The sequence below is a fragment of the Cupriavidus sp. 01L43 genome, assembly GCF_056399925.1.
The window spans coordinates 99,028-120,664 of sequence record NZ_JBFTSH010000010.1 but is presented as its reverse complement, the minus strand read 5'-3'; the positions used below and the strand labels follow the sequence as shown (position 1 = coordinate 120,664).

The 21,637-nt window shown below is 66.8% G+C and carries 19 protein-coding genes; 8 read left to right on the top strand and 11 right to left on the bottom strand.

Annotated features, from left to right (window positions below):
• Positions 1-248: 248 nt before the first annotated feature.
• The 5 genes from prpB (at position 249) to AC1DP9_RS17690 (ending at position 7,675) form a co-directional block, all read left to right on the top strand.
• A complete protein-coding gene (gene prpB / locus AC1DP9_RS17710) occupies positions 249-1,157 on the top strand; it encodes a methylisocitrate lyase (protein ID WP_441590839.1) in 909 nt (302 codons plus the stop codon).
• Between the two features lie 89 nt (positions 1,158-1,246).
• Positions 1,247-2,401 (top strand): bifunctional 2-methylcitrate synthase/citrate synthase, encoded by a 1,155-nt coding sequence (gene prpC, locus AC1DP9_RS17705; protein ID WP_092297748.1) that lies wholly within the window; start codon positions 1,247-1,249, stop codon positions 2,399-2,401.
• A gap of 65 nt (positions 2,402-2,466) precedes the next feature.
• A complete protein-coding gene (acnD, locus tag AC1DP9_RS17700; RefSeq protein WP_477108051.1) occupies positions 2,467-5,064 on the top strand; it encodes a Fe/S-dependent 2-methylisocitrate dehydratase AcnD in 2,598 nt (865 codons plus the stop codon).
• Between the two features lie 28 nt (positions 5,065-5,092).
• Positions 5,093-6,289 carry a 2-methylaconitate cis-trans isomerase PrpF gene (prpF, locus tag AC1DP9_RS17695; RefSeq protein ID WP_477108050.1) on the top strand — a complete coding sequence of 399 codons (1,197 nt, stop codon included), beginning with the start codon at positions 5,093-5,095 and terminating at the stop codon, positions 6,287-6,289.
• A 237-nt stretch (positions 6,290-6,526) separates the two neighbouring features.
• On the top strand, positions 6,527-7,675 hold the full coding sequence (locus AC1DP9_RS17690) for an asparaginase (RefSeq protein WP_255370909.1): 1,149 nt from the start codon (positions 6,527-6,529) through the stop codon (positions 7,673-7,675).
• Between the two features lie 56 nt (positions 7,676-7,731).
• Here AC1DP9_RS17690 and AC1DP9_RS17685 read toward each other — a convergent pair whose 3' ends face one another.
• Complete coding sequence (locus tag AC1DP9_RS17685) at positions 7,732-8,166, bottom strand: PaaI family thioesterase (protein WP_092297739.1); 435 nt, start codon at positions 8,164-8,166, stop codon at positions 7,732-7,734.
• 188 nt (positions 8,167-8,354) lie between these two features.
• Between AC1DP9_RS17685 and AC1DP9_RS17680 the strand changes: the two genes are divergently transcribed.
• Positions 8,355-8,579, top strand: coding sequence for a DUF1289 domain-containing protein (locus tag AC1DP9_RS17680; RefSeq protein ID WP_092297733.1), 225 nt, complete (start codon positions 8,355-8,357; stop codon positions 8,577-8,579).
• On the opposite strand, the gene AC1DP9_RS17675 is transcribed toward AC1DP9_RS17680, so the two are convergent.
• From AC1DP9_RS17675 to AC1DP9_RS17660, 4 genes are all read right to left on the bottom strand, one after another.
• Positions 8,566-9,300 carry an MOSC domain-containing protein gene (locus AC1DP9_RS17675; RefSeq protein WP_477108049.1) on the bottom strand — a complete coding sequence of 245 codons (735 nt, stop codon included), beginning with the start codon at positions 9,298-9,300 and terminating at the stop codon, positions 8,566-8,568. The genes AC1DP9_RS17680 and AC1DP9_RS17675 overlap by 14 nt on opposite strands.
• Positions 9,297-10,010, bottom strand: a complete 714-nt coding sequence (locus AC1DP9_RS17670) for a glutamine amidotransferase (protein WP_144195131.1) — start codon at positions 10,008-10,010, stop codon at positions 9,297-9,299. The genes AC1DP9_RS17675 and AC1DP9_RS17670 overlap by 4 nt, the downstream gene beginning before the upstream one ends.
• A gap of 17 nt (positions 10,011-10,027) precedes the next feature.
• Positions 10,028-12,490: a penicillin acylase family protein gene (locus AC1DP9_RS17665; RefSeq protein WP_477108048.1), complete on the bottom strand. Its 2,463-nt coding sequence runs from the start codon at positions 12,488-12,490 to the stop codon at positions 10,028-10,030.
• 133 nt (positions 12,491-12,623) lie between these two features.
• Positions 12,624-14,054 carry an aldehyde dehydrogenase family protein gene (locus tag AC1DP9_RS17660; RefSeq protein WP_477108047.1) on the bottom strand — a complete coding sequence of 477 codons (1,431 nt, stop codon included), beginning with the start codon at positions 14,052-14,054 and terminating at the stop codon, positions 12,624-12,626.
• A gap of 147 nt (positions 14,055-14,201) precedes the next feature.
• Between AC1DP9_RS17660 and AC1DP9_RS17655 the strand changes: the two genes are divergently transcribed.
• The gene (locus tag AC1DP9_RS17655) at positions 14,202-14,819 is read left to right on the top strand and encodes a hypothetical protein (protein ID WP_441590830.1); all 618 of its coding nucleotides are present in this window, start codon (positions 14,202-14,204) and stop codon (positions 14,817-14,819) included.
• Between the two features lie 39 nt (positions 14,820-14,858).
• Here the strand turns inward: AC1DP9_RS17655 and AC1DP9_RS17650 are convergent, their stop codons facing one another.
• From AC1DP9_RS17650 to AC1DP9_RS17625, 6 genes are all read right to left on the bottom strand, one after another.
• Positions 14,859-16,481 carry an ABC-F family ATPase gene (locus AC1DP9_RS17650; RefSeq protein ID WP_092297716.1) on the bottom strand — a complete coding sequence of 541 codons (1,623 nt, stop codon included), beginning with the start codon at positions 16,479-16,481 and terminating at the stop codon, positions 14,859-14,861.
• 240 nt (positions 16,482-16,721) lie between these two features.
• A complete protein-coding gene (gene ldcA / locus AC1DP9_RS17645) occupies positions 16,722-17,645 on the bottom strand; it encodes a muramoyltetrapeptide carboxypeptidase (protein ID WP_092297713.1) in 924 nt (307 codons plus the stop codon).
• Positions 17,642-18,193, bottom strand: a complete 552-nt coding sequence (gene tadA, locus AC1DP9_RS17640; protein WP_092297710.1) for a tRNA adenosine(34) deaminase TadA — start codon at positions 18,191-18,193, stop codon at positions 17,642-17,644. Before tadA ends, ldcA begins: the two co-directional genes overlap by 4 nt.
• A gap of 9 nt (positions 18,194-18,202) precedes the next feature.
• Positions 18,203-18,679, bottom strand: coding sequence for a 6-pyruvoyl trahydropterin synthase family protein (locus AC1DP9_RS17635; protein ID WP_092297707.1), 477 nt, complete (start codon positions 18,677-18,679; stop codon positions 18,203-18,205).
• 3 nt (positions 18,680-18,682) lie between these two features.
• Positions 18,683-19,327, bottom strand: coding sequence for a 7-carboxy-7-deazaguanine synthase (queE, locus tag AC1DP9_RS17630; protein WP_441590825.1), 645 nt, complete (start codon positions 19,325-19,327; stop codon positions 18,683-18,685).
• 75 nt (positions 19,328-19,402) lie between these two features.
• Entirely contained in the window at positions 19,403-20,290 is an 888-nt protein-coding gene (locus AC1DP9_RS17625) for a LysR substrate-binding domain-containing protein (protein WP_092297701.1), read from the bottom strand.
• Positions 20,291-20,395: 105 nt separating this feature from the next.
• Between AC1DP9_RS17625 and AC1DP9_RS17620 the strand changes: the two genes are divergently transcribed.
• Entirely contained in the window at positions 20,396-21,604 is a 1,209-nt protein-coding gene (locus tag AC1DP9_RS17620; RefSeq protein ID WP_092297947.1) for an MFS transporter, read from the top strand.
• Positions 21,605-21,637 lie beyond the last annotated feature (33 nt).

Genomic DNA, 21,637 nt, shown 5'->3' with positions numbered 1-21,637 from the left:
TTGTGCGCGGGATGGTTCGATCTTTCAATCCTGAACGACTTGCATTTCATATTTGAAATGTGAATGTGATGAAAGCGCCTATGTCGGACCTGACGCGATGGTTGAGATTACCGGCGTAGATAGTTGTTTATTAACGATATCTATCTATCTGAACGGCCATCCAGCGAAGCCAGCCACCACATGGCACACCCCTTGCGCTCTATCTGGCCGCTCTCAATGCCATTCCAGAACACTCCAAGCACACGCCCATGACCTTTTCCGCCTCCGAACTCGCCCGCTCCGCCGGCGCCCGCTTCCGCCAGGCCCTGGCCGACGAAAGCCCGCTGCAGATTCCCGGCACCATCAACGCCAACCACGCGCTGCTGGCCAAGCGCGCGGGCTATCGCGCCATCTACCTGTCCGGTGGCGGCGTGGCCGCGGGCTCGCTCGGCCTGCCTGACCTGGGCATTTCCAACCTGGATGACGTACTGACCGACATACGCCGCATCACCGACGTCTGCGACACCCCGCTGCTGGTGGACGTGGATACCGGCTTCGGCGCCTCCGCCTTCAACGTGGCCCGCACCACGCGCTCGCTGATCAAGTTCGGCGCCGCCGCGATGCACATCGAGGACCAGGTTGGCGCCAAGCGCTGCGGCCACCGTCCGGGCAAGGAAATCGTCACCCAGGGCGAAATGGTCGATCGCATCAAGGCCGCCGTCGACGCCCGCACGGACGAGAACTTCGTCATCATGGCCCGCACCGACGCGCTGGCCGTGGAAGGCCTCGACAAGGCCATCGAACGTGCCGTGGCCTGCGCGGAAGCCGGCGCCGACGCCATCTTCCCCGAAGCCATGACCGACCTCGACATGTACCGCCGTTTCGTCGATGCCGTGCGCGTGCCGGTGCTGGCCAACCTGACCGAGTTCGGCGCCACCCCGTATTTCACGCTCGACGATCTGCGCAGCGTGGGCGTGGCGATGTCGCTCTACCCGCTCTCCGCCTTCCGCGCCATGAACAAGGCCGCCGAGAACGTGTACGAGGCCATCCGCCGCGACGGCACCCAGAAGAACGTCGTCAGCACCATGCAGACCCGAGCCGAACTGTACGAGCGCATCGGCTACCATGATTACGAGCAGAAGCTCGACGCGCTGTTCGCGCAGGGCAAGGCCAAGTAAGCCAGCCCGCCCGACACCATCCGCTTCGATCTACAACGATCTGCACCCATCAGTACCCATCAGCACCCAGACCAACAAGGAGACCCACAATGTCCGAAGCTCAACCGCTCGCCACGCCCAAGCCCAAGAAGTCCGTCGCCCTGTCCGGCGTGACCGCGGGGAATACCGCGCTTTGCACCGTGGGCCGCAGCGGCAATGACCTGCACTATCGCGGCTACGACATCCTGGACATCGCCGATACCTGCGAATTCGAGGAAATCGCCCACCTGCTGGTGCACGGCAAGCTGCCGACCAAGGCCGAACTGGCCGCCTACAAGGCCAAGCTGAAGTCCCTGCGCGGCCTGCCCGCCAACGTCAAGGCGGCGCTGGAATGGGTCCCGGCCAGCGCCCACCCGATGGATGTGATGCGCACGGGCGTGTCGGTCCTCGGCAACGTGCTGCCCGAGAAGGACGACCACAACACGCCGGGCGCGCGCGACATCGCCGACCAGCTGATGGCCAGCCTCGGCTCGATGCTGCTGTACTGGTACCACTACAGCCACAACGGCCGCCGCATCGAGGTGGAAACGGACGATGACTCCATCGGCGCCCACTTCCTGCACCTGCTGCACGGCAAGGCGCCGTCCAAGCTGTGGGAACGCGCGATGCAAACGTCGCTGATCCTCTACGCGGAGCACGAGTTCAACGCCTCCACCTTCACCGCGCGCGTGATCGCCGGTACGGGTTCGGACATGCATTCGTCGATCTGTGGCGCCATCGGCGCGCTGCGCGGCCCGAAGCATGGCGGCGCCAATGAAGTGGCGTTCGAGATCCAGAAGCGCTACGACACCCCGGACGAAGCCGAGGCCGACGTGCGCCGCCGCGTGGAGAACAAGGAAGTCGTGATCGGCTTCGGCCACCCGGTGTACACCACGGGCGACCCGCGCAACCAGGTGATCAAGGAAGTGGCGCGCAAGCTGTCGAAGGACGCCGGCTCGACCAAGATGTTCAGCATCGCCGAGCGCCTGGAAACGGTGATGTGGGATGCCAAGAAGATGTTCCCGAACCTCGACTGGTTCAGCGCCGTGAGCTACCACATGATGGGCGTGCCGACGGCGATGTTCACGCCGCTGTTCGTCATCGCCCGCACCTCGGGCTGGGCCGCGCACATCATCGAGCAGCGGATCGACAACAAGATCATCCGCCCGAGCGCCAACTACACGGGGCCCGAGAACCTCAAGTTCGTGCCGATCGAGAAGCGCTGACCGGTGCCGCGCGGGGCCCCTGCCCCGCGCCGCCCGCCACGGACGCTCCATAACCACCCCACGCCATGAACACTGCCTACCGCAAGCCGCTGCCCGGCACCAAACTGGACTACTTCGACGCGCGCGCCGCCGTGGAAGCCATCCACCCGGGCGCCTATGACAAGCTGCCCTACACCTCGCGCGTGCTGGCCGAGAATCTCGTGCGCCGCTGCGACCCGTCCACGCTGACCGCCTCGCTGCAACAACTGATCGAGCGTAAGCGCGAACTGGACTTCCCGTGGTTCCCCGCACGCGTGGTCTGCCACGACATCCTGGGCCAGACCGCGCTGGTGGACCTGGCCGGCCTGCGCGATGCCATTGCCGACCAGGGCGGCGACCCCGCGCTGGTCAACCCGGTGGTGCCGGTGCAACTGATCGTCGATCACTCGCTCGCCGTGGAATGCGGCGGCTTCGATCCCGATGCGTTCACCAAGAACCGCGCCATCGAAGACCGACGCAACGAAGACCGTTTCGATTTCATCAACTGGACCAAGAAGGCGTTCCGCAACGTGGACGTCATCCCGCCGGGCAACGGGATCATGCACCAGATCAATCTGGAGCGGATGTCGCCGGTGATCCACGCCGAGCAAGGCCTGGCCTACCCCGATACCGTGGTGGGCACGGACAGCCACACGCCGCACGTGGACGCGCTGGGCGTGATCGCCATCGGCGTGGGCGGCCTGGAGGCCGAGAACGTGATGCTGGGCCGCGCCTCGTGGATGCGCCTGCCTGACATCGTCGGCGTGGAGCTGTCTGGCAAGCGCCAGCCCGGCATTACCGCCACCGACATCGTGCTGGCCCTGACCGAGTTCCTGCGCAAGGAAAAGGTGGTCGGTGCCTATCTGGAATTCCGTGGCGAAGGTGCCACCAGCCTCACATTGGGCGACCGCGCGACCATCTCGAACATGGCCCCCGAATACGGCGCCACGGCCGCGATGTTCTATATCGATGAGCAGACGCTGTCCTACCTGCGCCTGACCGGCCGGGAAGACGCGCAAGTCGCGCTGGTGGAAACCTACGCGAAGACGGCCGGCCTGTGGGCCGACTCGCTGGCCAACGCCGAGTACGAGCGCACGCTGCATTTCGACCTGTCCACCGTGGTCCGCAACATGGCCGGCCCGTCGAACCCGCACAAGCGGCTGCCGACGTCCGACCTGGCCGCGCGCGGCATCGCCGGCCAGTGGGATGACGTGCCGGGCCAGATGCCCGACGGTGCCGTCATCATCGCCGCCATTACGAGCTGCACCAACACCAGCAACCCGCGCAACGTGATTGCGGCGGCACTTCTGGCCCGCAATGCCAACGCGCGCGGGCTGACGCGCAAGCCGTGGGTCAAGTCGTCGCTGGCGCCGGGCTCGAAGGCGGTCGAGTTGTATCTCGAGGAAGCCAAGCTGCTGCCCGATCTCGAAAAGCTCGGCTTCGGCATCGTCGCGTTCGCCTGCACCACCTGCAACGGCATGTCCGGCGCGCTCGATCCGGTGATCCAGAAGGAAATCGTCGACCGCGACCTGTACGCCACGGCGGTGCTGTCCGGCAACCGCAACTTCGACGGCCGCATCCACCCGTACGCCAAGCAGGCGTTCCTGGCCTCGCCGCCGCTGGTGGTGGCCTACGCCATCGCTGGCACGATCCGCTTCGACATCGAGCGCGATGCGCTGGGCAAGGACGCCGACGGCAAGCCGATCTACCTGAAGGACATCTGGCCGAGCGACGAGGAAATCGACGAGATCGTCGCCAAGAGCGTGAAGCCGGAGCAGTTCCGCAAGGTCTACGAGCCGATGTTCGCCATTTCGGTGGACCAGGGCGAGGCCGTGAGCCCGCTCTACGACTGGCGCGCCCAGAGCACCTACATCCGCCGTCCGCCGTACTGGGAAGGCGCGCTGGCCGGCGAGCGCACGCTGCGCGGCATGCGGCCGTTGGCAGTGCTGGGCGACAACATCACGACGGACCACCTGTCGCCATCGAACGCGATCATGCTGAACAGCGCGGCTGGCGAGTACCTGGCGAAGATGGGCCTGCCCGAGGAAGACTTCAACTCGTACGCCACGCACCGGGGCGACCACCTGACCGCCCAGCGCGCCACCTTCGCCAACCCGACGCTGATCAACGAGATGGCCGTGGTCGATGGCACGATCAAGAAGGGTTCGCTGACGCGGATCGAGCCGGAAGGCAAGGTCGTGCGCATGTGGGAAGCCATCGAGACCTATATGGAGCGCAAGCAGCCGCTGATCGTGGTGGCCGGGGCCGACTATGGCCAGGGCTCGTCGCGTGACTGGGCGGCCAAGGGCGTGCGGCTGGCCGGCGTGGAAGCCATCGTGGCCGAGGGCTTCGAGCGCATCCACCGTACCAACCTGATTGGCATGGGCGTGCTGCCGGTGGAGTTCAAGCCGGGGGTGAACCGCACCACGCTGGGCCTGGATGGTACGGAGACGTACGACATCGTCGGCGCCCGCAAGCCGCGCGCCGAACTGACGCTGGTCATCCATCGCAAGAACGGCGAGCGCGTGGACGTGCCGGTGCAGTGCCGGCTGGACACCGCCGAGGAAGTGTCGATCTACGAGGCCGGCGGCGTGCTGCAACGGTTCGCGCAGGACTTCCTGGAATCGGCGCGTGCCGCGGCTTGATTTGAATTCACCGGAAACTGGACGAAGCATGACTCACGTAGCGCAAGTCAAGATTCCCGCCACCTACATGCGTGGCGGCACCAGCAAGGGCGTCTTCTTCCGCCTGCAGGACCTGCCCGAGGCCGCGCGCGTGCCCGGCGCGGCGCGCGACAAGCTGCTGATGCGCGTCATCGGCAGCCCGGACCCGTACGGCAAGCAGATCGACGGCATGGGTGCGGCCACGTCGAGCACCAGCAAGACGGTCATCATCAGCGCCAGCACGCGGCCGGACCACGACGTGGACTACCTGTTCGGCCAGGTGTCGATCGACCAGCCGTTTATCGACTGGAGCGGCAACTGCGGCAACCTCTCCGCCGCCGTGGGGCCGTTTGCCATCAGCAACGGCTTCATCGATGCCGCGCGCATTCCGCGCAGCGGCAGCGGCGTGGTCACCGTGCGGATCTGGCAGGCCAATATCGGCAAGACCATCGTCGCGCACGTACCGGTAACGGACGGCGCGGTGCAGGAAACCGGCGATTTCGAACTGGACGGGGTGACCTTCCCCGCCGCCGAGGTGCAGTTGGAGTTCATGGACCCCGCCGAGGAAGGCGAGGATGGGGGCGGCGCGATGTTCCCGACCGGCAACCTCGTCGATGACCTGGAGGTGCCCGGCGTGGGCACGCTCAAGGCGACGATGATCAACGCCGGCATTCCGACGATCTTCGTCAATGCCGACGCCATCGGCTACACCGGCACCGAGCTGCAGGACGCCATCAACGGCGACCCGAAGGCGCTGGCCATGTTCGAGACCATCCGGGCCTACGGCGCAAAGCGCATGGGGCTGATCCGCGACATCGACGAGGCCGCACGGCGCCAGCACACGCCGAAGGTGGCGTTCGTGGCGCGGCCGGCCACGTACACGGCGTCCAGCGGCAAGGCCGTCAACGCTGGCGACGTGGACCTGCTGGTGCGCGCGCTGTCGATGGGCAAGCTGCACCACGCCATGATGGGCACGGCGGCGGTGGCTATCGGCACGGCGGCGGCGGTGCCGGGCACGCTGGTCAACCTCGCAGCCGGCGGCGGCGAGCGCGAGGCGGTGCGCTTCGGGCACCCGTCCGGCACGCTGCGGGTGGGCGCGCAGGCCAGCCAGGCCGATGGCCAGTGGACCGTCACCAAGGCCATCATGAGCCGCAGCGCACGCGTGCTGATGGAAGGCTGGGTGCGCGTGCCGGGCGACGCGTTCTGACCGTTTCGCCCGACTCGTCTCCCAACTCGTAATACCTCTAAAAAGCGGCATCCTTCCCCCGGGGAGGATGCCGCTTTGTCTTATGGGGCATACGTTTGCGGGCGATGGAGGTTGTCGACGCAACCGCCGCCGGTGGGTATAGTGCTCGCTCCGTCCGACGCCGGACGGAGTCCATGAATCGAAGACACGGGGCGGCGCTTCCACAAGACGCCCGAACCTGCCGACATGAGGAGCATCATGCAACGTACCTGCCTGAAATCGCTTGCCAAGCCGATGGCGACACCCATCGCCGCGCTGCTGCTGTCCGCCGGGCTGATGTCCGGCCTGGCCCACGCGCAACTGGCTCCGGCCCCGGGCGCTGACCCGGCCACCACCACTACCGCCCCTGCCGAGGCGCGCAAGGCCAACGTGGTCATCATCGGCACGGGCGGCACCATCGCCGGCGCAGGCGCATCGGCCACCAACACAGCGGCCTACCAGTCGGCCGTGGTGCCGGTGGACAAGATCATCGCCTCGGTGCCCGAGATTTCGAAGGTCGCCAACGTCAAGGGCGAGCAGGTCTTCCAGATCGGCTCGGAGAGCTTCAACAACGAGCGCCTGCTGAAGTTGGGCAAGCGCGTGTCCGAACTGCTGAAGCAGCCGGACGTGGACGGCATCGTCATCACGCACGGCACGGACACGATCGAGGAAACGTCGTACTTCCTGAACCTCACGCTCAAGAGCGACAAGCCCGTGGTAGTGGTCGGCTCGATGCGCCCGGGCACGGCGCTGGGCGCAGACGGCGCGCTGAACCTGTATGACGCGGTGCTGGTGGCCTCCCGGCCCGAGTCGCGCGGCAAGGGCACGCTGGTGGTGCTGAACGACGAGATCCACACCGGCCGTGACGTGACCAAGACCAACACGTTCAAGACCGAGACCTTCCGCTCGCCGTTCGGCCCGCTCGGCTATGTGGTGGAAGGCCGCACGCTGTACTACCGCACGCTGGCGCGCCCGCACACCACGCAGACCGAGTTCGATATCGACAAGATCGACAAGCTGCCCGAAGTCGCTGTGGTCTACGCCTACGGCAACGTGAACCCGGCCAGCATCGACGCGGCAGTGAAGAATGGCGCCAAGGCCATCGTCTATGCCGCCACCGGCAACGGCAGCGTGGGCGACTACATGGTGGAACCGCTCAAGGCGGCCCGAGCCAAGGGCGTACAGATCGTGCGCGCCTCCCGCACGGGCAGCGGCGTGGTAGTGCGCAACGCCGAGCAGCCGGACGACAAGTACGACTGGATTGTCACCGACGACCAACTGCCGCAAAAGGCACGCATCCTGATGGCGCTGGCGCTGACCAAGACCAACGACCCCAAGGCGCTGCAGCAGATGTTCTGGAAGTATTGATGTCCCCCGCCCCTTCCCGCCCGCGGGAGGGGGCATCCGCACCGCCCCTCGCCCCTTCAGAACAGCGCCGTCGTCATCAGCGCCTTGGCCACCAGCGGCCCCTCGTTAGCACCGTCGGCGTAGACCGACACCTCGAGCGACACTTGCCGCTTGCCCCGACGGATCACCTCCGCTACCGCGCGTAACGCCACGCCATCGGCGGGCGCCAGGTACTGGATCGACAGCGCCCCGGTGGCGCCGCCGCGTACCACCTCCAGATCCACGTTCGAGAACGCAGCCGCCGCGCCGGCCACATCGATCAGCGTGGCGATCACCCCGCCATGCACCACCTTCCGCACCGTGACGTTGTTCGGGCTGAACGGCAGCACCAGCTCCACGCGGTCCACCGCCAGTGCATCCAGGCGGATGCCCAGCGTGCGCGCCACCGGCGATTCCATCAGGACGGACGCCACCATCGCGGCCAGGCGCGGGTCCACAGTCGATTCAGGCATAGGAAGGCTCCAGAACATACGGCATGGGACGAATTCGATTCCACCCAGCCTAGCCGGCCCCGCCCATTCGCTCAATGACCTGAGGGGTAGTTGAACCTCCTGAGCCTCCTGCGGCACACCAAGCCGCCGGGGCGCCGGCCGGTATAATGGCCCCCCAATCGTTCCAGCCGTCCCCGCCCCACCCCTGCATGCCTGCCGAACCGTCCGACATTACCGAAGCCCAAGGTCTCAGTGACCGGCCCGACAGCCCCTGCATCGGCATCTGCTCCACCTTGTTCGATGAGATCTGCCAGGGTTGCGGCCGCACCGCCGTCGAGGTCAGTAACTGGGTGTTCTACTCCGATGCCGAAAAGCAGGTGATCTGGGACCGCATCACGCGCGAGGGCACTGCGCGCCGCTTCAGCCAGGGCTGAGGCATCCGGGGATGACCCCGGTCAGCCGCTTCTCCATATCCTCGACTTCGCGCCGCGCTACGCGCTCGCGGGCGAGTTTTCGCCAGCTTTCCGCCAGCGGCGCCAGTTCCGCCATCTCGGCCAGCGCTGCATGGTTGAGCCGGTCGACATAGAGCACGTGCAGCAGCCGCTGCAGGCTCCATTGCGGATAAGGCCGTGCGGCCAGCACCAGCCGGTCCCCGGCGCGTACCTCGCCTTCCTCGATCACCCGGTAATACCAGCCCGTGCGCTGGCTCTGCTGCACCGCGCGCGACATGCCCGCGTAGCCAAAGCGGTGATTGAGCTTCCAGCATGGCTGGCGCGCCTGCGAGACCTCCACCAGCGCCGAACCGAGCCGGAACTGGTCGCCGATGCACACGTCCGCTTCCGTCAAACCCCGGGTGCTCAGGTTCTCGCCGAAGGCACCGGGGCGCGACAGGACATCGGTCACGCCATCTTCCCGCGCCAGTTCCGCCGCCCAGGCCGGGTAGTGATCGCGCGGATAGTGATGGACGGCCTTTTCCGGGCCGCCGTGATGGCGCGGATCGCCCTGCTCGTCCCCAGCCAGCCCGAGCGTGGTCACACGCAGCGGGCCGTCCTGCAACTGCTTGTCGATGCCGCTCGGCACCCCCTTCGGGCCGAACGCGCGCACCTTGCCCGCGAGCAAGGCGTCGATGGCGATATCGATGTCCGGCACGGTCACAGCCCGGCCTCGTCGAGCCAGCGCATGAACATGCGCTCCCCGGCGGCGGCCACGGTGGCGCCGATCTCGGCGGTGCGGCGGCGGATGGTGCGCGGGTCGATGCCGGCCTTGGCCAGTTCCACGGTATGGCCGATCAGCCAGGTCTCGATGTCGCCGGGCAGCACCTCGGGGTGGAATTGCAGCGCCAGCACGTGCTGGCCGATCGCGTACGCCTGATGCGGCGTGCCGGCCGTGGAGGCCAGCAGTTCGGCGCCAGCCGGCAGGTCGAAGGTGTCGCCGTGCCAGTGCAGCACCTGCCAGTCGGCGTCCGCCAGCGCCGCGAGTGGCGAGCGCAGGCCGGCCTCGGTCGGCGTAACCGGCCCCCAGCCAATCTCGCGCGTGCCCGGATAGACGCGCGCGCCAGATGCCGCCGCGATCAGCTGCGCGCCAAGGCAGGCGCCGATCATCGGCCGCCGCGTGCCGAGCCGCTCGCGGATCACCGCGATCTCGGCCTCCAGCCACGGATAGGCCTCGGTTTCATAGACCCCGATCGGCCCGCCCAGCACCACCAGCAGGTCCGCCGGATCGGCCGCGACCAGCGTCAGGTCGTCCACGCCGGCCTGGAACACGCGGATCTCGTGCCCGCGGTCGCGCACGGCATTCGCAATCACACCGGCATGCTCGAACGGCACATGCTGGATCACGTCGGTGCGGCGTCGGGTCTCGGTCATCGTCATTCTCCTGAGGCTTAGGGTGCGCCGGCGGGCCGGAGCACGAGTGTGTCGAACGCGTCGCCGCCGGGATTCCGGCGTGGCGCGCCAATCGTAATGAACTGTACTGCCGCCCAGCGCTCGGTCCAGTCGCGGTAGTGCGGAGACAAGGCATTGCCCGATTGTCCCGTCGAGGTCATGAAGCGGGAATGGGACAAATCTGAAAGGTCGTAAATCGCGCGCAGGCTGGCCGCGTGCACGCTCTCGAACGGCGCGGCCTCGTCGCGCAGGCTATGACGGCCAACATCCACCGTATACGTATCACCGCCGGTCGGCACGCGCACGTTGAAGAACCCTGACAAGTACGAAACCTTGCCGAATGGCTTGTGCTCGGCGCGCGCGGTATGGGCCCGGCCCCAGCGCCATTTTTCCGGATTGCTGCCATAGCGGGTGTCCAGGTCGGCGATGGCGCGCTGCCAGGCCAGGCCGATGGTCTCCGCGCAGGTCTCGCGCGTCGGCGTACGAGTGTTGTCGCACCAGAACGCGCCGGCGCCGTTCGGAGCGCGCAGCGCGTTGAGCATCGGTAACTGCACGTTGCGCTGGTCCCAGAGCCGGTTGAACTGGGTTTCGTCGAGCTTGTCCTCGAACAGCAGCCGCGACAGCTCGCGCAGCCACGCGGTGGCGACCAGCGGCTCGGCGCGGTCCGCCGCCATGGTGGCGTCCCACTTGCGCAGGGCCTCGAACAGGGCCCGCTCGCGGTCCGGGCGCTTGGCGTCGCTGGCCACCGGGGCGGCCAGCAGCAACGGCAAGGCGTCGCGCACGGCCAGCGAGAGCACGTCCTTCTGGATGGCCGCGAAGGTGTCCGGCGTATGGCGCGGGGTGGCCTCCAGCAGCGCCCGGATGCGGTCGTGGCGGTACGGCACCGTCCACTCGCTGGTGATGAAGTACGGGTAGTCGTCGGCCACGATCTTCTGGTTAGCCGTCACGATCATGCCGTCCGGCGGGTTGAAGCGGCGCGGCAGCGCGTCGAACGGCACGAAGCCGGTCCAGTCGTAGCGCGCATCCCAGCCCGGCGCCGGCGCGAGGCCCTTCAGGTCGTTGTCCGCGCGGCGCAGCGGCACCCGGCCCGGCGCGATATAGCCGATATTCCCGTCCACATCGGCATAGACGATGTTCTGCTGCGGCGCGTGGAGGTCCCGCAGCGCCGCCAGGAAGGTGTTCCAGTCGCGCGCGCCGGCCAGCTTCAGGCCGCCTTCGAAGGTCTTGTCGTCCGGGCGTAGCGCGGTCCACTGAAACGCCACCACGTACTGCGCGCCCAGCGGCTTGGCGGCGATGGTCAGCGGCTCGGCCACATCGGATAGCACCGGGCCGTGGCGCGTGGCCCGGACGGTCAGGTTCACGTCCGGGGCGCCCTTCACGCGGATGGTCTCGGTGCGGGTCTCGAACTCCGCCCAGCCGTCCGGCGTCTGGTAGCGGGTGGGGTGCGCGGGATCGATCCGTTCTATATAGAGGTCCTGCACGTCCGGCGCGGTATTGGTGAAGCCCCAGGCGATGCGCGCGTTGTGGCCGAGCACGACCAGCGGAATGCCGGGCAGCGTGGCGCCCGTTACGTCGAGCCCCGGCGCCTGCATCTGGGCGAAGTACCAGAGCGACGGCGCCTGCAAGCCCAGGTGCGGGTCATTGGCCAGCAAGGGCTTGCCGCTGACCGTGTGGGCGCCCGAGACCACCCAGTTGTTCGATCCCATGCCCTCCACATAACCCGCCGGCGCCCGCTCCACCACGCTCGCCATGGCTGTGGCCACGGGCGCGAGTTGGCGATAGAAGGCCGCGTAGTCCATCGTGCGCAGCGGCACATCGCCCGGATACGGCGCGAGGATCTCGGCGATGCGCGCCGTCGGCAGTTGCTGGGCCAGTCCCATGCGCAGGACCTCCTGCGTCCAGTTGCCGCCCAGGTCCCACGCCATCATGGTCTGCCAGCCGAGCGTGTCGACGGGCTCCCAGCGCTCGGGCTTGGTGCCGAGGATCAGGAACTCGGGGGGGAGCGCGGACTTGCGCGTATCGATGAACGCGTTCACGCCATCGGCATAGGCTTGCAGCGCCGCGCGGGTCTCGGGGGAAGTCTGGGCGAGGATGGCCTCGGCGTTTCGCCGCACCCCGAGCGTGCGCAGGAAGCGGTCGGTGTCCAGCGCGCCAGGGCCGAGGATCTCCGCCAGCCGGCCGGCCACCACGCGCTTGTTCATCTGCATCTGCCAGAGCCGGTCCTGCGCGTGGACGTAGCCGAGCGCGTAATAGGCGTCCAGCGCGTGGGCGGCCTGGATGTGCGGCACGGCGTTGCGGTCCCGCACCACGACCACGCGGTCGTGCAGGCCGGGCAGGATCAGCGTGCCGGCCGTGTCCGGCTGCGAGGCCTGGCGATACCAGGCATAGCCGCCCACCGCACCCGTCGCCAGCAGCAACAGGAGCGAAAGCAGCCAGCCGCCGAGCCGTTTCCACCAGCGCATCGTATTCCTCCGAAAATTTCAGATCGATTCAGGTCGATTGGGATCGATCAAAGACCGAAGCATCGCAGATTCCGGCGCCAGAAAAAAATGCCCGGACGTGCCGGGCATGCGATGCAACGCCAGGAAGCGCCCGTCAGGCGGGCTTCTTCAGCTGCAGCGACTTGTATTCGAGGAATTCCTCGAGTCCGTACTTGCCAGCCTCGCGCCCGTTGCCGGACTGCTTGAAGCCGCCGAACGGCGCGTTCATGTTGAACGGACCGCCGTTGATGTCCACCTGCCCGGTGCGGATGCGGCGCGCCACGCGGATCGCGCGGGCCTCGTCGCCGGACCAGACCCCGCCACCCAGCCCGTAGACGCTGTCATTGGCGATGCGCACGGCATCGTCCTCGGTGTCATAGCAGATCACGGTCAGCACCGGGCCGAAGATCTCTTCCTGCGCCACGGTCGCCTTCGGATCGACATTCCCGAGCACCGTCGGCTTGACGAAAAAGCCCTTGTCGAGCCCCTCGGGGGCCTCGGGGCCGCCAGCCAACAGCTCGGCGCCCTCCTCCAGTCCGCGGCGGATATAGCCCGTCACGCGCTCCTTCTGCACGGCCGAGATCAGCGGGCCGAGGCGCGTGGTCTCCACCAGCGGGTCGCCAAGCGTGAAGTTCTCCACCACCTTCGCGGCGATGGCCTTGACCTCGTCATAACGGGCGCGCGGCACCAGCATGCGGGTATGGGCCGAGCAGGTCTGGCCCGAGTTCAGGAAGCAGGCGCTGATGGTGCCCTTGACGGCCTGCGGCAGGTCCGCGTCGTCCAGGATCACCGAGGCGGACTTGCCGCCCAGCTCCAGCGCCACGCGCTTGACCGACTGCGCGGCCAGCTCGGACACGCGCTTGCCGGCCCGCGTGCTGCCGGTGAACGACACCATGTCCACTTCGGGGTGGCTCGCCAGCACTTCGCCCACGATCGGGCCATAGCCGGTGACGAGGTTGAACACGCCCGGCGGCAGGCCGGCGGCCTCGATCACCTCGGCCAGCACGAAGGCGTTCAGCGGCGCCACCTCGGACGGCTTGAGCACCACCGTGCAGCCGGCGGCCAGCGCCGGCGCCACCTTCAGCGTGATCTGGTTCAGCGGGTAATTCCATGGCGTGATGGCGGCCACTACGCCCACGGGCTCGCGCACCACCAGCGAATTGCCGACCTGCTCCTCGAACTGGAATTGCTCCAGCAGCGAGGCGGCCTGGCCCCAGTTATAGACCGGCCCACCCACCTGGATGGCCCGCGCCAGCTTGATCGGCATGCCCACTTCGCCGGCGATCAGCTGCGCCAGTTCCTCGGTACGGTCCTTGAGCCCCTCGGCGATCTTGCGGATGTAGCCGGCACGCACGGCCGGCGGGGTGTTGGACCAGCCGTCGAAGGCGGCCCGCGCGGCGGCGATGGCGTCCTCGGCGTCCCGGGCGTCGCCCTCGGGAATCTTGCCCATGACCGCCTCGGTGGCGGAATGAACCACATCGATCAGCCCGCTGCCATGGGGCTGAATCCACTTGCCGTTGATGAAAAGTTTGTCTCGTTGTTGCATGGCCACAGTTCTCAATAGGTGAATCGGCGGTTGCAATTTTTTGTTACTTTTAGGGTGCCTCACATTGTAGAGCGGAATGCCAACTCGGATTTTGTTTGATTCCGGGCGCATGACGCCGATCGAAAACAAAGAAAAGAGGAGCGAGACATGGTCGATCCGGTCTTTCAGAAGACGGAGGCAGGTCAGGAGGAGATCCGCACGCGTGCCCGCAAGCTCGATCACAAGCTGCGCGCGCTGCTGCTTATCGTGAATGGCGAACGCCCCAAATCGGCGCTGCTGGCGCAGGTGGGCGGGATGGGGGTCGGGGAGGAAGCGCTGGATACGCTGGTGGAACTGGGGCTGGTGGTCGCAGAAACCTCGGAGGCCGCCAAACCCCTCGCCGCGCCGGCGAGCACCACCCCACAGCGCCCGGCCCGCTCCGGCCCGCCGGACACCAACCTGTTTGCGGCGTATTCAGCACTTAGCAAGGGACTGGATGACGTGCTGGCCGATACCGCCATCGCACCTATGCCGGTGACAGTAGGCGGCGCGGACAGCTACAAGCAGCTCTATCACTTCTATACCGATGTGATCGGCAATCATCTGGGATTGCGCGGCTACGTCCTGCAGGTGAAGGTGGAAAAGGCGGGAACGGTGGCCGAACTGGCCGAGTTGCGCGACGCACTGGGCGCGGCCTTGCAGAAGGCCAAGGGCGAGATCACCGCGCGGGCGATTCTTGATCAGCTGGATGCGATGCTGGCGGCGCAGGGGGCGGCCGCCAGGTAAAACCATCGCCCCTCCCCAGAGGAGAGGGGCGTTCCCTGCTTAAGCCGCGATACCCTGCGACTCCAGGTACTCGTCGTACGTGCCGAGGTAGTCGGTGATCTTGCCGTCCGTGCGGACTTCGATCACACGCGTGGCCAGGCCGTTGATCAGTTCGCGGTCGTGCGACACAAAGATCAGGGTCCCGGTGAACTTGTCCAGGGCGATCTGCAGCGACTCGATCGACTCCATGTCCATGTGGTTGGTCGGCTCGTCCATGGCCAGCACGTTGTGGCGGCCCAGCATCAGCTTGCCCCAGATCATGCGGCCCTTCTCGCCACCGGACAGCACCTTGACGTTCTTCTTGATGTCGTCGGCCGAGAACAGCAGCCGGCCCAGCGTGCCGCGCAGCGACTGGTCGTCGTCGCCGGCCTGCGTCCACTGGCTCATCCAGTCCATCACGTCGCGGTCCACCGGGAATTCTTCGTAGGTGTCCTGCGGCATGTAGCCGACGTTGGCGTTCTCGGCCCACTTCACCTCGCCGCGATCCACTTCCACGCCGCGCTGCACGCCAGTCTGGACGATATTGTTCAGCAGGCTGCGCAGCAGCGTGGTCTTGCCGGCGCCGTTTTCACCGATGATCGCCACGCGCTCGCCGGCCTGGATCGCCAGCGTCAGGTTGTTGATGATCTTGCGGTCGTAGGTCTTGGTGATGCCCTCCACCTCGACCGCCAGGTTATGCAGCTTCTTTTCGAACTCGAAGCGGACGAACGGGTTCTGGCGCGACGACGGCTTGATGTCTTCCACCTTGATCTTGTCGATCTGCTTCGCGCGCGACGTGGCCTGGCGGGCCTTGGACTTGTTGGCCGAGAAGCGGCGCACGAAGTCCTGCAGTTCCGTGATGCGCTCCTTGGCGCGCGCGTTGGCGGCCACCTGGCGCTCGCGGGCCTGCATCGACGCTTCCATATAGTCGTCGTAGTTGCCCGGGTAGACCTTCAGCGTGCCGTAGTCCATGTCGGCCATGTGCGTGCACACCGAATTCAGGAAATGTCGATCGTGGGAGATGATGATCATCGTGGAATTGCGCTCGTTGAGCACATCTTCCAGCCAGCGGATCGTGTTGATGTCCAGGTTATTGGTCGGTTCGTCGAGCAGCAGCACGTCCGGGTTCGAGAACAGCGCCTGCGCCAGCAGCACACGCAGCTTCCAGCCGGGAGCGATGTCGCTCATCGCGCCCTGGTGCTGGTCGGTGGGAATGCCCACGCCCAGCAGCAGCTCGCCGGCGCGCGCCTCGGCGGTGTAGCCGTCGAACTCGGCATAGCGGGCTTCCAGCTCGGCCGCCTTCATGTAGTCCTCGTCAGTGGCTTCCGGATTGGCGTAGATAGCGTCGCGCTCGGTCGCGGCAGCCCACATCTCGGTATGGCCCATCATCACCACGTCCAGCACGCGGTTGTCTTCATAGCCGAACTGGTCCTGGCGCAGCTTGCCCAGGCGCACGCCCGGCTCCAGCATGACCTGGCCCGACGAGGGCTCCAGGTCGCTGCCGAGAATCTTCATGAAGGTGGACTTGCCGCAGCCGTTCGCGCCGATCAGGCCGTAGCGGTTGCCTTCGCCGAACTTGACCGTGATGTTCTCGAACAGCGGCTTGGGGCCGAACTGCATGGTAATGTTTGCGGTAGAAAGCACGTCTGGAACCTTTGAATGCGTATGGGTGCGTAGAGGGAGGCTGCGCGGGGCGCCTGCGCCGCCCGGGCCGGCCCGGGCTTGCCAAGGCTTGGGGATCGCGTGGAAGACCTGCCCATCAGCGCGTCCGACCTGGCAAAAATGCGGAAATAACCCGAGATTTTACCACTCGCGGGCCGCGAGCGGGGATTGCTCGGGCGATTGCCGGAGCCGCGGCGGGATGTGACGTCTGGTGTGACGCCGTTACAGCGTCGGGTAGCCGGACAGGGCCAGCGTGAAGCCGTCCGCCTGGGCGGTCAGCCGGGCCTGGGCACCCACCGGCAGCGTCAGCTTGCGTGGGCAGTGGCCGAACGGCAGGCCGGTCAGCACCGGAATGCCGACTTCGGCACGCACGTAGTCGAACACGGCGTCCATGTCGTAGCCGTTGTCGTAGTCCGTGGTGCGGTAATTGGAGAAATCGCCCAGCACCAGCGCCTGCTGGCGCGCCAGCACGCCGGCCTGCGCCAGTTGCAGCAGCATCCGTTCGATGCGGTACGGCGGCTCGTTGATGTCCTCGATGAACAGAATGCCGCCATCGATCTTCGGCATGTACGGGGTGCCGAGCAGGCTGCAGAGCATGGCGAGGTTGCCGCCCCAGAGCGTGCCGTCCACGGCCACGGGCCGGCCCAGCGCCTGTGGGGCCTCCACCGTCACCGTGTAGGCCGGGTCGCGCAGGATGGCCTCGAAGTGCTGCCACATGTACGCGTCCACCGGCTCGGCGCCGAAGTCGGCCAGCAGCATCGGGCCGGCAAACGTCACGCCCCCGGTGGCGGCGAGGTAGGCCAATTGAAACCCCGTGAAATCGCTATGTCCGACGATGGGCGTGCCGCTGGCGTGCGCCTGGTCGGCAATCCGCGCGAAATCGATCTTGCCGAGCAGCCGCCCGAGCCCGTAGCCGCCGCGCACGGCCAGCGTCAGTTCACGCTGGGCGCCGGTGCCGATGGCGTGCAGGTCGGCCAGCCGTTCGGCGTCCGTCCCCCCAAAGCGCTGGTAGCGGCGCGCCAGCACATCGGGATTGCCCACGTGATAGCCGTGGTGCTTGAGCCAGGCGCAGCCGCGTGCCGCAATCGCCACATCATGCGGATAACCGGAGGATGCAATCAGACGGACTTCGATCGATTCGCTCATGAACCTGAATTCTCTTCGCCGGAATCTGGAGCCGCGATTTTAACGCGTGCCGACTTCTGCGCACGGCGCCGCGCGCCAAAGAAATCACGCAGCATCTGGCCGCATTCCTCGGCCATCACGCCCCGGGCCACCGTGGTCTGGTGGTTGAGCGTGGCCTGCGCGAACAGGTCCACCACGCTGCCGGCCGCGCCGGTCTTGGGGTCGGTCGCGCCGAAGACCACATGGCGCAGGCGGGCATGGAGAATGGCGCCCGAGCACATCGCGCAGGGCTCCAACGTCACATATAGCTCGCACTCGGGCATGCGGTAGTTGCCGAGCACTTGGGCGGCGGCGCGCAGTGCCTGCATTTCGGCGTGGGCGGACGGGTCCATCGAGCGGATCGGCAGGTTGTGGCCGCGCGCGATGATCTTGTCGTTCCAGACCACCACGGCACCCACCGGCACCTCGCCCGCTGCCTCGGCCAGACGCGCCTCTTCCAGCGCGGCGCTCATGTAGAAGCGGTCGCGCGCGTCCGGATCGGGGAAGGTCTGGGGCAGCGGATCGGACATCGGCCCGGATCAGTCCTGGGCAGGCAGGCGCACCGGCGCGCTGACTTCGGCCCAGCAGTTCGGCGTTTCGAACAGCACGAGGCGGGTCAGTTGCAGATGGTGGCCGAAGCAGTCCTTGAACACAGGCGCGAGGATGTCGAACGCCACCTGGGCAAGGTTCTCCACCGTGGGAATGGACTCGAGTACCACGGTCTTGTGGTTGTCCATCGACTGGAGGAAGTTCAGCAGCGCCGTGTCGCCCCGATAGATCAGGAAGGCGTGATCCCACTTCGACACCAGATGCTCGTTGGCGAGCGTCTTGATGTCGCCGAAGTCGAGGATCATGCCGTCGTCGGAGGCGCCTTCCTTGTGCAGGACTTCGCCCGACAGGGTCAGGTCCAGGCGATAGCGATGGCCATGGATGTTGCGGCACTGGCCGCCATGGCTGGGAATACGGTGGCCGGAATCGAACTCCAGGCGACGGGTGATGGAGACTTGTTTGGTCATGGATCAGCGAATGCCCAGCAGCTTGTGGGTCTGCAGCGACAGGCGCCAGCGCGGGTGGCGCTGGCAGAATTCCACCGCCGCGGCCGTATTTTGCCGGGCCAGCGGGCCATCCATGGCCTGCACCATGAAATAGCGGAAATCCAGTTGTTCATATGCTGCGAAGTCCTGGCCGTCCTGCGGGATGACGACCTTGAGTTCGTCGCCGCGCGTGACCACGAGTTCCGCGCCCATCTTGGGGCTCACGCAGACCCAGTCGATGCCGTCCGGCACGGGCAGCGTGCCGTTGGTCTCGATGGCGATCTCGAAGCCCTGCGCGTGCAGCGCGTCGATCAGCGGCGCGTCCAGCTGGAGCAGCGGCTCGCCGCCGGTGCAGACCACGAGCGGCTTGCCGCCGGCGCTGCCCGGACCCTGGGGCCATTCGGAGGCCACCACGGCCGCCAGTTCCTCGGCGGTCTTGTACTTGCCGCCGCGCGTGCCGTCCGTGCCGACGAAATCGGTGTCACAGAACTGGCAGACTGCGCGCGCCCGGTCTTCTTCGCGGCCGGTCCACAGGTTGCAACCCGAGAAACGGCAGAACACCGCGGCGCGGCCGGCGTTGGCGCCTTCGCCCTGCAGCGTGTAGAAGATTTCCTTGACGGCGTAAGTCATTGTGTGGGGTAGCGACGAGCAACCCATTAGTATAGCAAGGGACTAGGGTTTTCGCTAGGACACACCCCGCCCCGCCTACGGCGCCAGCCGTTCCTGCAGGAAGTCCAGGAACACGGCGATACGCGCCGAAAGCTGCGTGTTGAGGTAATAAACGGCGTGGATCGGCTGCCGGACCTCGATCGTGCTGGCCTCCAGCACCTGCACCAGCCGGCCCGCGCGCCGGTCCGCATCGGTCATGAAATCGGCCAGACTGACGATGCCCTGCCCGGCTAATGCCAGTTGCCGCAGGGTCTCGCCGCTCGATGCCGAGATTTGTGGACGAATCTCCACTTCCGCACCATTTTCCCCGCGCAGCGGCCAGCGATTCAGCGACTCCGGCTGGGTAAAGCCAAGCAAGGTGTGATCGGCAAGCTCGTCCACGACGGCCGGGGTGCCACGCGCCTTCAGGTAGTCCGGACTGGCCAGCACGCGGATGCGGTTGCTGCCCAACGGCCGCGCGTGCAGCGTGGAATCGCGCAGCGTGCCGATACGGATCGCTACATCGGTGCGATGTTCGAGCAGATCGATGATCTGATCGTTCGTGTTCAGTTCGAGTTCGATTTCCGGGTAGGCTGCGCGGAAGGCGCCGACCAGCGGCACCACCACGTGGAGCATGAACGGGGACGCCGCGTTCACCCGCAGCCGCCCTGCCGGCCGCTGGCGCCGCACCGCCATCTGCTCCTCGGCCAGATCTGCCGCCGCCAGGATCTGGCGCGCGTGGGCGAGCATCGCCGCGCCCTCCTCGGTCAGTTCCAGCCGCCGCGTGGTCCGGCGCAGCAGCGTGGTTTCCAGCTTCTCCTCCAGCCGGGACAGCGCCCGGCTGACCCCGGAGACGGTCTGGTCGAGTTGCTCCGCGGCGGCGGTGATCGAGCCGCTGTCCACCACGGTCGCAAAGGCGAGCAATTCTTCGAGCGTTAGCTTCATCCTTGAATTTTAGTCAAATATCTTTGGCTGATCACGGGGTTTTTCTGCAAGAAAGCACGCGGCACACTGCGTCCATCGAAAAAACCCTGCTTGAGGATGTTCGACATGCCTATTGCCTTGCTCGCGCTGACGATCAGCGCCTTTGCCATCGGGACGACGGAATTCGTCATCGTCGGCCTGATTCCGACCATCGCGGCGGATTTGCATATCTCGGTACCCTCCGCCGGCCTGTTGGTGAGCCTGTACGCGCTGGGCGTGGCCGTGGGCGCGCCGGTGCTGACCGCCCTCACCGGCCGCCTGCCGCGCAAGCTGCTGCTGCTCTCGCTGATGGCGCTGTTCACGGCCGGCAACCTGCTCGCGTGGAAGGCGCCGAGCTATGAATCGCTGATCATGGCGCGCATCCTCACCGGCCTTGCGCATGGCGTGTTCTTCTCGATCGGCTCGACCATCGCCACCGGCCTGGTGCCGAAGGAGCGTGCCGCGAGCGCCATCGCCATCATGTTTACCGGGCTGACCGTGGCGCTGGTGACCGGCGTGCCGCTCGGTACCTTCATCGGCCAGCACTTTGGCTGGCGCGAGACCTTCCTGGCCGTGTCCGGCCTCGGCGTGGTCGCCTTTATCGGCAGCCTGCTGTTCGTGCCCTCGCAGATCCGCCATTCGCCGCCTGCCTCGCTGCTGCAGCAGGCGCGGGTGCTGGCCGAGCCGCGGCTGCTGCTGGTCTACGCGAAGACGGCCATCGGCTACGGCGGTTCGTTCATTCCGTTCACTTTCCTCGCCCCGATCCTGCAGGACGTCTCGGGCTTCAGCGCCGGCGCCGTGGGCCTGGTGATGCTGGTGTATGGCGTCTCCGTGGCGGTGGGCAATATCTGGGGCGGCCGTCTGGCCGACCGGCATGGCCCGATCCCGGCGCTGCGCATCGTATTTCTCCTACTCGCCGCCGTGCTGTTCGTGCTGACCTTCACCGCGCCGCACCGCTGGCTGGTGGTGGCCACCGTGCTGGCCTGGGGCGCGGTCGCCTTCGGCAATGTGCCGGGCCTGCAGGTGTACGTGGTGAAGCAGGCGGAGCGCCATACGCCGCAGGCCGTGGACGTGGCGTCCGGCCTCAATATCGCCGCGTTCAATCTCGGCATTGCCGGGGCGGCGTGGGCGGGCGGGCTGATCGTCCAGCATCTGGGGCTGATGCATACGCCGTGGATCGGCGCGCTGGTGGTGCTCGTGGCGCTGGGCCTGACCGAATGGAGTGGCCGGCTGGACCGCGCCGCCGGCATCGATCACCGTGCGGGCAATGTGCCGGCCGGGGCGATGTCTCACTGATTGTTCGCCAACCTTCCTTTCGTCGGAGAAATT

Bases quoted from the DNA above. Each gene is read 5' to 3' on its own strand.
- AC1DP9_RS17665 (WP_477108048.1), bottom strand. From the start codon at position 12,490: ATGCGCTGGTGGAAACGGCTCGGCGGCTGGCTGCTTTCGCTCCTGTTG.
- ldcA (WP_092297713.1), bottom strand. From the start codon at position 17,645: ATGAGCGAATCGATCGAAGTCCGTCTGATTGCATCCTCCGGTTATCCG.
- prpB (WP_441590839.1), top strand. From the start codon at position 249: ATGACCTTTTCCGCCTCCGAACTCGCCCGCTCCGCCGGCGCCCGCTTC.
- AC1DP9_RS17685 (WP_092297739.1), bottom strand. From the start codon at position 8,166: ATGCCTGAATCGACTGTGGACCCGCGCCTGGCCGCGATGGTGGCGTCC.
- AC1DP9_RS17625 (WP_092297701.1), bottom strand. From the start codon at position 20,290: ATGAAGCTAACGCTCGAAGAATTGCTCGCCTTTGCGACCGTGGTGGAC.
- AC1DP9_RS17690 (WP_255370909.1), top strand. From the start codon at position 6,527: ATGCAACGTACCTGCCTGAAATCGCTTGCCAAGCCGATGGCGACACCC.
- tadA (WP_092297710.1), bottom strand. From the start codon at position 18,193: ATGTCCGATCCGCTGCCCCAGACCTTCCCCGATCCGGACGCGCGCGAC.
- prpC (WP_092297748.1), top strand. From the start codon at position 1,247: ATGTCCGAAGCTCAACCGCTCGCCACGCCCAAGCCCAAGAAGTCCGTC.
- prpF (WP_477108050.1), top strand. From the start codon at position 5,093: ATGACTCACGTAGCGCAAGTCAAGATTCCCGCCACCTACATGCGTGGC.
- AC1DP9_RS17655 (WP_441590830.1), top strand. From the start codon at position 14,202: ATGGTCGATCCGGTCTTTCAGAAGACGGAGGCAGGTCAGGAGGAGATC.
- AC1DP9_RS17670 (WP_144195131.1), bottom strand. From the start codon at position 10,010: ATGACCGAGACCCGACGCCGCACCGACGTGATCCAGCATGTGCCGTTC.
- acnD (WP_477108051.1), top strand. From the start codon at position 2,467: ATGAACACTGCCTACCGCAAGCCGCTGCCCGGCACCAAACTGGACTAC.
- queE (WP_441590825.1), bottom strand. From the start codon at position 19,327: ATGACTTACGCCGTCAAGGAAATCTTCTACACGCTGCAGGGCGAAGGC.
- AC1DP9_RS17635 (WP_092297707.1), bottom strand. From the start codon at position 18,679: ATGACCAAACAAGTCTCCATCACCCGTCGCCTGGAGTTCGATTCCGGC.
- AC1DP9_RS17680 (WP_092297733.1), top strand. From the start codon at position 8,355: ATGCCTGCCGAACCGTCCGACATTACCGAAGCCCAAGGTCTCAGTGAC.
- AC1DP9_RS17620 (WP_092297947.1), top strand. From the start codon at position 20,396: ATGCCTATTGCCTTGCTCGCGCTGACGATCAGCGCCTTTGCCATCGGG.
- AC1DP9_RS17660 (WP_477108047.1), bottom strand. From the start codon at position 14,054: ATGCAACAACGAGACAAACTTTTCATCAACGGCAAGTGGATTCAGCCC.